The sequence below is a fragment of the Streptomyces sp. NPDC127097 genome, assembly GCF_042724075.1.
In the GTDB taxonomy this organism is placed as follows: Bacteria; Actinomycetota; Actinomycetes; order Streptomycetales; family Streptomycetaceae; genus Streptomyces.
Genome location: NZ_JBHXFI010000052.1, coordinates 22,038 through 34,832 on the forward strand (window position 1 = coordinate 22,038; position 12,795 = coordinate 34,832).

The following is a 12,795-nucleotide window of genomic DNA, read 5'->3' on the forward strand; positions in this document are numbered from 1 at the left end:
GGGCCCCGGGCCGCGCCGGGGCGGGTCAGCTCTCCTCCCCTTCAGGCGGCCAGCGGCGCCGGCTCTCCCCGGGAGCGAGCCGGTCCACCACTTCGGCCAGTTCGCGGCAGGCTTGCTCGACCTTGTGGCGAATGCTGTTCTGCTCGGTGACGACGGCCGACAGCAGCAGCGCGGTGAGCGCCGCGGACGCGTTGAGGGCCTGAAGGTTGACCATCGCCTCCAGCAGGCTCTGCCCCTCGAACGGTCCGGTGCGGCGGGTCGCCGCCGTGATGGCCAGGACGGACACCAGCAGCACACAGGGCGCCGCCCCCGCGAGCTGGAAGCGCAGCGCCGCCCACACGATCAGCGGGAAGACCAGGAACAGCAGCGAGAGCTCGCTGGTGACCGCCACCACGGAGACCACGACCGACGCGATCAGCAGGGCGGCGGCCTCGGCCCACCGATAGGCGGGGACGCCCCGCGGCCGGTGGACCTTACAGCAGACGAGGACGAGCGGGGTGACGACGAGGATGCCCATGGCGTCGCCCACCCACCACGCCGCCCAGGTCCGCCAGAAGCCGCCGGGCGGCAGCGCCCCGCTGAGGAGCAGCGTCCCGCTGCCCACCGTCGCGCTGACCAGCATCCCGGCGAAGGCGCCGAGGGCGACCAGCGCCACCCCGTCGCGCAGCCGGTCCAGCCCGGTACGGAAGCCCGCCCGACGGAGCATCAGGAAGGCGCACACCGGGGCCAGGGTGTTGCCGGCCATGATGCCGAGGACCGAGACGTCGAGCGGGCTGAGGGAGGCGACGACCAGCAGGGTGCCGAGCGCGATGCCCGGCCAGGTCCACAGACCCAGGAGCAGCAGACAGCTCAGGGAGATACCCGTAGGGGGCCATAACGGTGTGACCCTGGCGCCCGCGATCACCACCTGCTCCAGCAGCCCGATCTGCGCGGTGCCGTAGTAGACGCCGGCGAGCACGAGGATCGTCAGGGCTGCCGGTGCGGGACGGCGGAGTTCCTCGGTGCGCACCACAGCAGCCATCAGACAACGCGGACGGCCGGGCGTCGTCCGCGACACGCACGCCCGGGCCGCGCTTCACCCGGCTCTGGGCGCGGCCGCGTCGAAGCGCAGCACGAGCACCGCGGAGTCGTCGGTGTGCCCGGTGAACTCGGCCACGCTCATCGCCACGTCCGCCACGGTGGCCGGATCGCCGTCCGCGTTGGCGCTGACCAGCCGGGTCACCTGGCTCAGCCCCGCCTCTATCGGGAACGACGGCCCTTCGACGACGCCGTCGGTGAGCAGGACGAACGCCCCCGCCGTGGCGAACCGGTGGCGGGTGACCGGATAGCTCTCCCCCGGCGCGATGCCGAGCGGCAGGCCCCCCGGGTCGTCGGCGAGGCCGGACCGGCCGTTGGTGGTGGCCCAGATGCCGGGCACATGGCCGGCGCGGGCGCTGGTCAGCTCCCAGGCGACCGGGTCGAAGCGGACGAAGGTGCAGGTCGCGAAGAGCCCGCAGTCGACGGAGAGCAGCAGATCGTTGGCCCGGCTCAGCACCTCCCCCGGGTCGGCGGCGTGGCCGGCGACGGCGCGCAGCCCGAAGCGGATCTGCCCCATGAAGGCGGCCGCCTCGACGTCATGGCCCTGGACATCACCGACGCAGAAGGCGAGCGAGCCGTCGGGCAGCGGGAAGCCGTCGTACCAGTCGCCCCCGATGTCCAGGCCGTGCCGGGCGGGTGCGTAGGTGGCGGCGGCGCGCAGCCCCGGTGTCCCCGGCAGTACGGCCGGCAGCATCTCCCGCTGGAGCGCCTCGGCGAGCTCGACCCGGGCCCGCTGTTTCTCGGCGCCTTCCCGCGCCTGGGCGGTCAGTCGCCCGAGCGTGGTCAGCAGATCGTCCGCGCTCGCCGACCGCGGGGGACGACGCCGAAGCATGGGCCGCTCCCAGGTGCGTCGGTGCGAAGGCCCCCGCGGGCGCGCTCATGCGTCTCCGCGGTGGCCGCCGGACCAGCCTCATGGGGCTCTCGGGGAGCCCGCCTCTCCCGATTCATCATATTTCTGCGGGGTGACTTCCGCTTGATGACTCCGGCCCGGCCCCGGGCCCGCGCCTCGCGCTCAACCCGCGGCTCAGGCGGCCGCGGGGCGGGCCACCTCCAGATGCCGGACGCCGGACCGCACGGCCCAGAAGAAGACGGCGAACGCGAGGGCCGCCACGGTGACCGAGTCGTACGGGGCCGGCAGCCGGCCGGAGCCCTCGAAGGTGCCCAGCCAGGAGAGCACCGTCAGGCCGACCAGGTAGGCCACCAGCCAGGCGCCGGTGCGGAGTTCCGCGCCGAGCGGGCGGCTCGGGCCGGCGCCGTCGCTTTCCAGGGCGGCCTTGTCGGGGGCGCCGTGGCGGCGCATGGCCAGGAAGATCAGCAGGCCGCCGAGCACGAGGGGCAGGGCCAGGCGCAGGTCGTGCCAGCCCGACCAGTAGACGAACTCGCTGGCCACCACGAAGCTGAGCGGGGCGATCCAGCGCAGCCCCGGGACCCAGCCGGCGGTGCGGCCGCCCGGTTCGGCGCGGAACACCGCGACCGCGACCGCGGAGGCGGCGTAGATCAGCAGATACATGTCGCCCATGACGCTGACGATGTCCTGCCAGCCGCCGAACGGCAGGAGGAAGACCATGATGATGACGAGGTTGACCGCCAGCGCCCGGCGCGGGATGCCGAACCGCTCGTTGACCTTCATGAAGTACCGGGGAACGGTGCCGTTCTTGGCGAGCGCGTAGGTGTGCCGCGCGTTGAGCGCCACCCCGACGTACGCCGAACCGCCGGGCGAGATCACCGCGTCCGCGTACAGGAGGCTGGCCACCCAGTGCAGATTGAGGATCAGCGCGAGCTGGCCGAAGGGCGACTCGAAGGAGACCCCCTTCCAGCCGTTGCCGAGCAGGTGCTCGGGGACGGTGAAGAGGAACGCCACCTGAAGGGCCAGGTACATGAGCACGGCGAGGCCGATGCCGGTGAGCACCGCGGCGGGAAGGGTCCGGCGGGGGTTGCGGGTCTCGCCCGAGAAGTCCAGCGGTGCCTGGAATCCGTTGACGGAGTAGACGATGCCGCCGCCGGCCAGCGCGGTCAGGCAGGCGACATAGCCGTACGGGGCGAAGCCGCCGTGGTCCGTCAGGCGGCCGGAGTGCCAGCCGGAGGCGATCAGCGCGATCACGGTGACGACCGGTACCACGATCTTGAACACCGAGATCAGGTTGTTGAGTTGGGCGAACATCCGCACCGCGAACCAGTTCAGCGCGGTCAGCAGGATGCTGAGTGCGGCGGCCAGGGCCAGCCCGGCGAGGGTGAGGGTCTGACCGTTGTAGATGCCCGGCAGGTAGTGCGCGGCGTACTGCATGATCGCCGTGATCTCGGCCGCGGTACCGCCCACCGACAGCAGCGTCGACCAGCCGATGAGGGTGCCGACGAGCCGGCCGCTGGCGAACAGCGGCCAGCGGACCGTGCCGCCGCCCTCCGGCCGGGTCGCGCCCAGCTCGATCATGACCAGGGCGACCAGCCCGCACAGCAGACCGGCGCCGATCCAGGAGAGCAGCGCCGCGGGGCCGGCCGTCTGGGCCGCGTACAGGGCGGCGAACAGCCAGCCGGAGCCGACGATATTGGAGAAGCCGATGCCGGTCAGTCCCCAGAAGCCCAGGTCACGGCGCAATCGGCGCTCCTGCGCCTGCACTTCCGGGACCGCGGCCCCGTCGCCCTCACCCGATACCTGACGCTCCGTCACGAGAACGGCCTCCTTGATTCACTGTTCCGGCCCGCCGGACCCTACTCGACGATCACTGAAGGGGAATTTCGCGTTCCACCAGCGGACACTTCCTGCACACAGCGCAGCGTCGGGGCACGGAGCGTGCGGAGCGGCATCGGCCCATACGGGCATCGCGTGCGTGACGCCCGGTGATCCACGGCGCAAGGGATCGGGTACGCATCATTCGCGGCAGACGGGTAGGAGACCGGCGGGGGAAGCCGCATCGGCACAGGGGGATGCCGGCTCCGCCGTGACTGCCGTAGCGAGGCGAGGAGCGATCGGATGACACTGCCGTGGCGTGAGGACGAGAGCTGGCGGCGCCGGTACCCGCAGCCGGGGCCCGACTGGACGCGGGGCATGCCGCAGGGGCGGACCGAGCCACTGACACCCATGGGACGGGCCGAGCAGTACGGCCGGATGGGCAGCGCGCTTCACGGGGGCCGGCCCGCGCCCTGGCAGCGCAAGGTCATCTCCGGCTTCGTCCTCGGCGCACTCGTGGTCACCGTGGTGTCGGTACTCCTGGTCGCCTTCGGCTGACCATCCGTCAGGGCTGCCGCAGGGGTTCAGCCACAGATCCAGCAGCCCGACCAGCAGGCCGAGCGGTGCGGCGGAGGCCGTCGTCCCGGGGGCGGCTCCGCGGCCGGGCCGTCCTCCGCGAGGGCGTGCAGTGCGGCGAGCTGGGCGCACAGCACGACGCTGATCGCCGCGATCTCCTCCGGCTCGGCATGGCCCTTCTCGATACGCAGCCAGGAGGCGGGCGGACCTTCGGGCACGCTCTCGTCGAGGGGCGTGGTGCGGTCGGCGGCCGTGCTCTCTCCGGCGACCGGACCCCCGCCGCCGGAAGGTGCGACGGCCCCCCTCCCTTCCGGGGCCCCGCCCGCGTCGGCGACGGTGTCCTCCTCGGCGGCTACGGGTGGCGCCCCGTTGACGGAGGGGCGCTCGCCCAGGGAGACGGCGACGCCATCGGCTGCGCCCTCGTCCAGGGTGGTGCCCTCGCCGAGGCGGGTGGCCTCGCTGAGGACGGTGCTCGCGTCGGTGGATGTGGTCATGTGTGGGGGTCCATGTGCTCGACGGTGGGGCGTGCTGCGTGACCTGCCGCCCGACGGTGCACGGGGAGCGTTCGGGCAGGTCACAGAGCCGACGCTAGAAGCGCGCGGGGGCGCTGTCGCGCGCTGGGCCCGTCGGCTGCGCCATTCGGACGACCCGCCGGGGGGCCCAGGCGTGATATCCGGGGCCGGGGCCGTGTTGCTCCCGGTCCTCACGTCGTGGGCGGCGAGCATCGCGCACAGGTATGTGCAGGCACGCGGCTGCCGGATGACGCAGTCAGGAGGGCGGGACGATGAGACGTGATCAGGCCGAGGACGGGTGTGCCGCTCCGCGGCACGACGGACGCCGGGGATTTCTGAAGTGTGCGGCGGGGATCGCGGGGGTGGCCGCCGCGGGGCTCGGCGGGCCGGCGGCCGCCGCGGCGGACCGGCCCGTGGGCGGGCTGCGCGACGGCGGGCCGCTGCCTGACAAGGTGCCCTTCCACGGCGACCATCAGGCCGGCATCGTGACCCCGCAGCAGCTCTTCGCCGGTTTCGTCGGCTTCGATGTGCTGGCCCAGGACCGCGACGGCCTGATCTCCCTGTTCCAGCGGCTCACCAGACGGTCGCGGGTGCTGGCGGCCGGGGTGAAGCCGTCGGACGAGCAGGTCGCCTCGGAGGAGCCCACCCCCGACTCCCTCACCGTCACCCTCGGCGTGGGCGCCTCCCTGTTCGACGACCGTTTCGGCCTGTCCGGGCACAAGCCCCGGCACCTCAAGGCGATGCCGGCGTTCCCCGACGACCGGCTGGAGCCGTCCCGCTGCCATGGTGATCTGTCGTTGCAGGTCTGTGCCCAGCACCCGGACGCGGTCGTCCATGTGCTGCGCGATCTGGCGCGGGAGACGGAGGGGCTGCTGCGGCCCCGTTGGCGTGCGGACGCCTTTCTCAACCCGTCGCGGCCCTCGGGGGCACCGCGTACCTTCGTCGGCTTCAAGGATGGGATCGTCAATCCGGACACCGGCTCGGCGCGCGAGATGGACCGGCTGCTGTGGGTGACCCCGCCCTGCGGGGAGCCGGACTGGGCGCTGGGCGGCAGCTATCAGGTGCTGCGTCTGATCCGCTTCCAGATCGAGAAGTGGGACAAGGTGCCGGTGGCGCGCCAGGAGAAGATCTTCGGCCGGCGCAAGGCGAGCGGTGCGCCGCTGGACGGCACGCACGAGTCGGATGCACCGCGGTACGGCGAGGACCCGCACGGCAGCAAGATCCCGCTCAACTCCCACATCCGGCTGGCCAACCCCCGCACCGAGAAGACCGAGAAGTCCCGTTTCCTGCGCCGGAGTTACAACTACGACGCCGGTTACGACGGCCAGGGGCGGATGGACCTCGGGCTGGTGTTCTGCGGCTACCAGCAGGACCCGGAGCGGCAGTTCGCGACCGTGCAGCGGCGCCTCCGGCACGAGCCGCTGTCCGAGTTCATCACGCCCGTCGGCGGCGGCTACTTCTTCGTCCTGCCCGGCGTACGGGACGCCGACGACTGGTTCGGGTCCCGGCTGCTTCAGAAGACCTGAGCGGGTCCGGCCACACAGCGCGAGGGCGGCGCCCGTTCCGGCGCCGCCCTCGTGCGTGCCTCAGCAGATCCGCGGCAGCTGCTCGCCCAGCGGCAGATCGACGACCCGGGTGCCGCCCAGCGGAGTGCGGGCCACGACCATGCCGGGGTGCGTCTCGACGGTCTCCCCGATGATCGTGGCGCCGGCGCCCAGCGGGTGCGCCCGCATCGCGTCCAGTACCGCGTCGGCGTGCTCGCGGGGGACGAACGCCACCAGCTTTCCCTCGTTGGCGACGTACATCGGATCCAGGCCGAGGATGGCGCAGGCGTTGGCGACGGCCGACGGCACGGGGATCGCGCGCTCCTGGACGACGATGCCGGTGCAGGAGGCGGTGGCGATCTCGCACAGGGCGGCGGCCAGCCCGCCGCGGGTCGGGTCGCGCAGCACATGCAGATCGGGGGTGACCGCGAGCATGGACTCGACGAGGCCGCCGAGGGCCGCGCAGTCGCTCTCGATCTCGACGCCGAACTCCAGGCCCTCACGGACGCTCATGATGGCCACGCCGTGCAGGCCGATGTCACCGCTGACGATCACCACATCGCCGGGGACGACGCGCTGCGGGCGCAGATCGACGTCCGCCGGGATCAGGCCGATGCCGGCGGTGTTGAGGTAGACGCCGTCACCGTGGCCCGCCTCGACGACCTTGGTGTCACCGGTCGCCACCTCGACCCCGGCGGCCCGCGCCGCCGCGCCCATGGCGTCGGCGACCCCGGCGACCACCGGCATCTCGACCCCCTCCTCCAGGATGAAGCCGCAGGAGAGATAGGCCGCTCTGGCACCGCTCATGGCAAGGTCGTTGACGGTGCCGTTGACGGCGAGGTCGCCGATGCAGCCGCCCGGGAAGAAGAGCGGCCGCACGACATAGGAGTCGGTGGAGAACGCCAGGCGGACGCCCCCGAGGGACACCGCGGCGGAGTCGCCGAGCTGGGCGAGGATCTCGCCGCCGAAGGCGGGGGCGAAGATCTGCTGGACGAGTTCGGCGGACAGCGCACCGCCGCCGCCGTGCCCCATGACGACCCGGGGCTGGTCACGGAGCGGGGTGGGGCAGGTCCAGCCGGAGATGTCGACGGTGGGCAGACCGCGGTCGGCCGGGGTCGGACCGCCGGGGGTGGGGTGCTTGGTGTCAGGCAACGGGGCTCGCCTCCTGCGGGGTGGGCGTGATGCCGAGTCGGCGGTAGAGGTAGTAGGCGGCACAGGCGCCCTCGCTGGAGACCATGGTGGCGCCGAGCGGGGAGCGTGGGGTGCAGGTGGTGCCGAAGGCTTCGCACTCGTGCGGTTTGATGAGCCCCTGGAGGACTTCCCCGCTGCGGCAGGCGGCGGGTTCGCGGGTGGTGATGCCGTCGACGGAGAAGCGGTACTCGGCGTCGTGGTCGCGGTAGCGCTCCGACAGCCGCCAGCCGCTGGCGGGGATGGTGCCGATGCCGCGCCAGGAGCGGTCGGTGACCTCGAAGACATCGGCGAGCATGGCCTGCGCGGCCGGGTTGCCCTCGCTGCGGACGGCCCGGGGGTAGGCGTTGTCCACGGTGTGTTCGCCGCGCTCCAGTTGGCGGACGGTGCGGCGGATTCCCTCCAGGATGTCCAGCGGTTCGAAGCCGGTGACCACGATGGGCACCTGGAAGCGGTCGGCCAGTTCGGGGTACTCCCCCATGCCCATCACACTGCACACATGGCCCGCGGCGAGGAACGCCTGGACCCGGCAGCTGGGCGACGTCATGATCGCCTCGATGGCGGGCGGCACCCGGACGTGGGAGACCAGCATGCTGAAGTTGCGGATGCCGAGCTTGCGGGCCTGATGGACCGTCATGGCATTGGGCGGTGCGGTGGTTTCGAAGCCGATGCCGAAGAACACCACCTCGCGGTGCGGGTTCTGCTGGGCGATCTTCAGGGCGTCGAGCGGGCTGTAGACCACCCGGACGTCGCCGCCCCGGCCGCGTACCTGGAAGAGATCGCGGTCGCTGCCGGGGACGCGGAGCATGTCACCGAAGGAACAGAAGATCACATCGGGGCGGGCGGCGATCTCCAGGGCCTTGTCGATGACCTCCAGCGGTGTCACACAGACCGGACAGCCCGGCCCGTGGATCAACTCCACCTGATCGGGCAGGAGTTGATCGATACCGTGCCGGATGATGGTGTGTGTCTGCCCGCCGCAGACCTCCATCAGGGCCCAGGGCCGGGTCACCGTGGCCCGGATCTCGTCGAGCAGCCGCCGGGCCAGCTCGGGGTTCTGGAATTCTTCGAGGTACTTCACCGGCTCGCCTCCCGCGCTCCGTCGTGGTGGACGACCGGGGGCGTACCGCCCGCCCCGTCCCATCCCTCGGGGGCGGCGGCCGCCTCCCAGGGGTCGCCGAACTCCTCCTGGAGCAGGCCCAGTTCCTCGAACAGGGCGAGGGTGTGCCGGGCGGATTCCTCGTCCAGCCGCTGGAGCGCGAAGCCGACATGGACGATGGCGTACTCACCGACCTTCAGGTCGGGGACGTACTCCAGGCACACCTCCTTGACCACACCGCCGAAGTCGACGGTCGCCATGCGGGTGCCGTCCCGTTCCTCGATGTCCAATACCTTGCCGGGTACCGCCAGGCACATGGGGCCTCTCCTCGTCGTGGGTACGTTGCGTCCGCCGCGCCGCGGTGCCGCTCAGCGCACGGCGGCTCCTGCCGTGCGCGCCGCCACGACGATCTGACCGAGCGCCAGTCCCCCGTCGTTGGGCGGGACGCGGCGGTGGCGCAGGACGGTGAAGCCGTCCTCCCGCAGGAGGCGGGCGGTGGTCTCGGCCAGCAGGGTGTTGGCGAAGACCCCGCCGGTCAGGGCCACGGTCGTCAGGCCGGCCCGCTCCCGGGCCGAGGCGCAGCAGCTCCGTACGAGGCCGGCGACCGCGGTGTGGAAGCGGGCCGCGATCAGCGGGACGGCGGTGCCCGCGCGGAGGTCCTCGACGACGGCGGTGAGCACCGGCGCCGGGTCGGCGACGAGGTCGGCGGCCGCCGGGCCGGTCTGCCCGGCACGCAGCGCGAACGTGTAGCCGGGGCCGGGGTCCTCGCCCGCGGTCAGGGCGGCGGCTTCGAGGGCGACGGCGGCCTGGGCCTCGTACCCGGCGTGGTGGCAGACCCCGGCCAGGGAGGAGACGGCGTCGAAGAGCCGGCCCATGCTGGAGGTGGGCACGCAGTTGAGGTGCCGTTCGAGCTGCCGGGCCAGCAGCCGCCGCTCGTCCGGCGGGCAGGCCGCCACCGGGGGCAGGTCCGCGGCCCAGTCGACACCGGCGGCGCGCAGGTGGGCGAGGGCCATCCGGTAGGGGCGCCGTACGGTGGTGTCGCCGCCGGGCAGCGGCACGTAGGCGAGCTGTCCGAAGCGGCGGTAGCCGTCGTAGTCGGCGAGCAGGATCTCGCCGCCCCAGATGGTGTGGTCGTCGCCGTAGCCGGTGCCGTCGAAGGCGACCCCGATGACGGGGTGGCCGTCGCGGAGCCCGTGTTCGGCCATGGCCGCGGCGACATGGGCGTGGTGGTGCTGGACGCGGACCAGCGGCCGGCCGTCGGTGTGGCCCTGCGCCCACCGGCCGGAGCGGTAGCCGGGGTGCCGGTCGGCGGCGAGGAGTTGGGGACGTACCCCGGTGACCGTTTCCAGATGCGCCTCGGCCCGCTCGAAGGCGAACTGGGTCGCCACATCGTCCATGTCGCCGATGTGGGCGGACAGCCAGGCGCGGTGCCCTTCGGCGAGGCAGAACACGTTCTTGAGGTCGCCGCCGGTCGCGAGCGCGGGCCGGACCGGCACCGGGAGCGGGACCGGGAACGGGGCATAGCCGCGGGAGCGGCGGACGAACAGCGGCTCCCCGTCGCTGATCCGGACCACGGAGTCGTCGCAGGGAATCCGGATCGGCCGGTCGTGGGTGAGCCAGGCGTCCGCCAGCTGCGCGAGGCGCCGTACGGCCTCGTCGTCGTCGGTGACGATCGGTTCGCCCGCGACATTGCCGCTGGTCATGACGAGCAGCCGGGGCCCCGGAGGGTCGCCCGGCAGTCCGAGGAGCAGGTGGTGCAGCGGGGTGTACGGCAGCATGACGCCCAGGTCGGGGCTGCCGGGGGCGACGGCGTCGGACAGCGTGGGTGCGCCGGGGGCCGGGGCCGGGTGCGGGGTGCGGCGCAGCAGGACGATCGGACGCACCGGCCCGGTGAGCAGCGCGCGCTCCTCCGCCCCGACGCGCACCAGGTGGGTCACCTCGTCCACGTGACGGGCCATCAGGGCGAAGGGCTTGTCGCCGCGGCCCTTGCGGTGGCGCAGCAGGGCGACGGCGGTGTCGTCGGAGGCGTCGCAGACGAGGTGGTAGCCGCCGAGACCCTTGACGGCCACGATCGCGCCCTCGGCGAGCAGCCGCCGGGTGTCGGCGACCGGATCGGCGCCGGGTGCCGGGTGCGGTGGGCGGGTGCGGTCGGCGGGGTCCGCGGTCAGCAGCCGCAGCCGGGGGCCGCAGTCATGGCAGGCGATCGGCTGGGCGTGGAACCGCCGGTCGCCCGGGTCCGCGTACTCCCGCGCGCAGCGGGGGCACATCGGGAAGCGGTCCATGGTCGTCAGCGCCCGGTCGTAGGGGATCGCGGTGACGATGGTGAAGCGCGGCCCGCAGTGGGTGCAGCTGAGGAAGGGGTGCCGGTGGCGGCGGTCGGCCGGGTCGGTCAGCTCGGCGAGGCAGGCCGCGCAGGTGGCGGCGTCCGGGGCGACCAGGGTACGGGAGGGGCCGTGGGCGCGGGAGGGGAGGATCCGGAAGCCGGTGTCGCCGGCCACGGCGATGTCCTGGCCGTCGACGGTCTCCACGACGGCCAGCGGCGGGGCCTCGCCGCTGAGGCGTTCACCGAAGCGGGCCAGCGCCGCGGGAGCGCCTTCGACCTCGGCCACCACGCCCTCACCGGTGTTGGTCACATGGCCCGTCAGCCCCAGTTCGGTGGCGAGGGTGTGCACGAACGGGCGGAAGCCGACGCCCTGGACGACGCCGCGCACGGTGATCCGGCGGCGTACGGCGGCGGTGGGAGGGGCCGTCGCGGTGCTCCCCTCGGCCTGCCGGATGGTCATGAGCGGCTCGACGCCACGGTGTCGGGGTCGGCGGTGTGCGCAGGGCCGCCCGGTGCCCGGTGCGGGTGGCTGTGCTCCCCGGCATGGGCGTGCTCCCCGTGCGAGTGCTCTGCCGGGTGCGCGTGGTCTGCCGGGTGGGTGTGCCCCTCGTCGCACGGCTGGCCGTCCTCGGCGGCGTGCACGTGGTGGGACTTACGGGTCATGACCGGGATGTGCACCGGCACGCCGTCCCGCGCCGCCAGCGCCCGGTCCAGCAGCAGCCCGTCGCCCTCTCCGCCGCGCGCCGAGGTGAGGACGACCTCCACACCCGGGTTGATCTGTTCGACGTTGGCGCGGAACTCCTTCTCGTCGAACGACACCGCCTCGGCGATATCGGTCTTGGTGACCACCACCAGATGCGCGAGGCCGAAGGCGGTGGGGTACTTCAGCGGTTTGTCCTCGCCCTCGGTCACCGACGCCAGCACGACGCGCAGCGTCTCCCCGAGGTCGTAGGAGGCGGGACAGACCAGGTTGCCGACGTTCTCGATGAACAGCAGCCGGGTGTCCGCGGGGAGCCAGCCGTGCAGGTGCCCGCCGAGCATCTCGGCCTCCAGGTGGCACAGCCCGTCGGTGAGCACCTGTTTGACGGGCACTCCGGAGCGGGCCAGCCGGACGGCGTCGTTCTCGGTGGCGAGGTCGGCGGTGAGCGCCGCGACGGGAATGCCCCGGCTGCGGGCCAGGGTGAGTTCACGTTCCAGGAGCGCGGTCTTGCCGCTGCCGGGGCTGGAGAGCAGATTGACCAGCGCGGTGCCACGGGCGGCGAGGTCCTCGCGCAGGGTGTGGGCACAGGCGTCGTTCTTGGCGAGGACCGCCTGTTGCAGGTCGACGACACGGCACATGGTTCAGCGCTCCTCGTGGGTCGGTGCGTGTACCGGGGCGTCGTTCCAGCACACACTGACGATCTGGAGTTCCCGGCCGGACAGCAGCTCGGCCGTGGCGCCGCCGCAGCCCGGACAGCTGAGCCGCGGCGGCATGCCCACCGGCCAGGTGTCCGCACAGGGGCCGCAGCGGGCGCGGGCCGCGACGGGTTCCGTCACCAGCTCCGCCCCCTCCAGCACCGTTCCGGCACAGGCGAGTTCGAAGGAGAAGGCCAGCGCGTCGGGGACCACCCCGGCCAGTTCGCCGACCCGCAGCCGGACACGGTGGACGGCGGTGGCCCCGGCGAGCCGGGCCGCGCTTTCGACCTGGTCCACGACCGCAAGCGCGATGGACATCTCGTGCATCGGTCCCTCTCTGGTGCGGGGACGACCGGGTGCCGCTCGGCTTCATTAGACGGCGCGGCCGGAGGGCGGCCGGGGTGCCTCGCCGGGGC

General features: G+C 73.0%; 12 protein-coding genes. 2 read left to right on the forward strand and 10 right to left on the reverse strand.

Annotation, left to right across the window (positions count from 1 at the left end):
* Nucleotides 1-25: 25 nt before the first annotated feature.
* The 3 genes from ACFWJW_RS29800 to ACFWJW_RS29810 form a co-directional block, all read right to left on the reverse strand.
* The gene (locus ACFWJW_RS29800) at nucleotides 26-1,012 is read right to left on the reverse strand and encodes an MASE1 domain-containing protein (protein ID WP_387247286.1); all 987 of its coding nucleotides are present in this window, start codon (nucleotides 1,010-1,012) and stop codon (nucleotides 26-28) included.
* Nucleotides 1,013-1,075: 63 nt separating this feature from the next.
* Nucleotides 1,076-1,909 carry a PP2C family protein-serine/threonine phosphatase gene (locus ACFWJW_RS29805; protein ID WP_387247230.1) on the reverse strand — a complete coding sequence of 278 codons (834 nt, stop codon included), beginning with the start codon at nucleotides 1,907-1,909 and terminating at the stop codon, nucleotides 1,076-1,078.
* Between the two features lie 192 nt (nucleotides 1,910-2,101).
* Complete coding sequence (locus tag ACFWJW_RS29810) at nucleotides 2,102-3,742, reverse strand: APC family permease (protein WP_387247232.1); 1,641 nt, start codon at nucleotides 3,740-3,742, stop codon at nucleotides 2,102-2,104.
* 303 nt (nucleotides 3,743-4,045) lie between these two features.
* On the opposite strand from ACFWJW_RS29810, the gene ACFWJW_RS29815 reads away from it, so the two are divergent.
* Nucleotides 4,046-4,300: a hypothetical protein gene (locus ACFWJW_RS29815; RefSeq protein WP_387247234.1), complete on the forward strand. Its 255-nt coding sequence runs from the start codon at nucleotides 4,046-4,048 to the stop codon at nucleotides 4,298-4,300.
* Nucleotides 4,301-4,326: 26 nt separating this feature from the next.
* On the opposite strand, the gene ACFWJW_RS29820 is transcribed toward ACFWJW_RS29815, so the two are convergent.
* Nucleotides 4,327-4,812 carry a hypothetical protein gene (locus tag ACFWJW_RS29820; RefSeq protein ID WP_387247236.1) on the reverse strand — a complete coding sequence of 162 codons (486 nt, stop codon included), beginning with the start codon at nucleotides 4,810-4,812 and terminating at the stop codon, nucleotides 4,327-4,329.
* Nucleotides 4,813-5,102: 290 nt separating this feature from the next.
* Here ACFWJW_RS29820 and efeB point away from each other — a divergent pair, with 290 nt between their 5' ends.
* Nucleotides 5,103-6,356, forward strand: coding sequence for an iron uptake transporter deferrochelatase/peroxidase subunit (gene efeB / locus ACFWJW_RS29825; RefSeq protein ID WP_387247238.1), 1,254 nt, complete (start codon nucleotides 5,103-5,105; stop codon nucleotides 6,354-6,356).
* 60 nt (nucleotides 6,357-6,416) lie between these two features.
* Here the strand turns inward: efeB and hypE are convergent, their stop codons facing one another.
* From hypE to ACFWJW_RS29855, 6 genes are read right to left on the reverse strand one after another with little or no spacing between them, the layout of a single operon-like run.
* Nucleotides 6,417-7,472 carry a hydrogenase expression/formation protein HypE gene (gene hypE / locus ACFWJW_RS29830; RefSeq protein ID WP_387247288.1) on the reverse strand — a complete coding sequence of 352 codons (1,056 nt, stop codon included), beginning with the start codon at nucleotides 7,470-7,472 and terminating at the stop codon, nucleotides 6,417-6,419.
* A 46-nt stretch (nucleotides 7,473-7,518) separates the two neighbouring features.
* Nucleotides 7,519-8,643: a hydrogenase formation protein HypD gene (gene hypD, locus ACFWJW_RS29835; RefSeq protein ID WP_387247240.1), complete on the reverse strand. Its 1,125-nt coding sequence runs from the start codon at nucleotides 8,641-8,643 to the stop codon at nucleotides 7,519-7,521.
* Nucleotides 8,640-8,978, reverse strand: coding sequence for a HypC/HybG/HupF family hydrogenase formation chaperone (locus tag ACFWJW_RS29840; RefSeq protein WP_387247242.1), 339 nt, complete (start codon nucleotides 8,976-8,978; stop codon nucleotides 8,640-8,642). The genes hypD and ACFWJW_RS29840 overlap by 4 nt, the downstream gene beginning before the upstream one ends.
* Nucleotides 8,979-9,029: 51 nt before the next feature.
* A complete protein-coding gene (gene hypF, locus ACFWJW_RS29845; RefSeq protein ID WP_387247244.1) occupies nucleotides 9,030-11,444 on the reverse strand; it encodes a carbamoyltransferase HypF in 2,415 nt (804 codons plus the stop codon).
* Nucleotides 11,441-12,322, reverse strand: coding sequence for a hydrogenase nickel incorporation protein HypB (gene hypB, locus ACFWJW_RS29850; RefSeq protein ID WP_387247246.1), 882 nt, complete (start codon nucleotides 12,320-12,322; stop codon nucleotides 11,441-11,443). Before hypB ends, hypF begins: the two co-directional genes overlap by 4 nt.
* A 3-nt stretch (nucleotides 12,323-12,325) precedes the next feature.
* Nucleotides 12,326-12,706: a hydrogenase maturation nickel metallochaperone HypA gene (locus tag ACFWJW_RS29855; protein WP_387247248.1), complete on the reverse strand. Its 381-nt coding sequence runs from the start codon at nucleotides 12,704-12,706 to the stop codon at nucleotides 12,326-12,328.
* Between the last annotated feature and the right edge of the window lie 89 nt (nucleotides 12,707-12,795).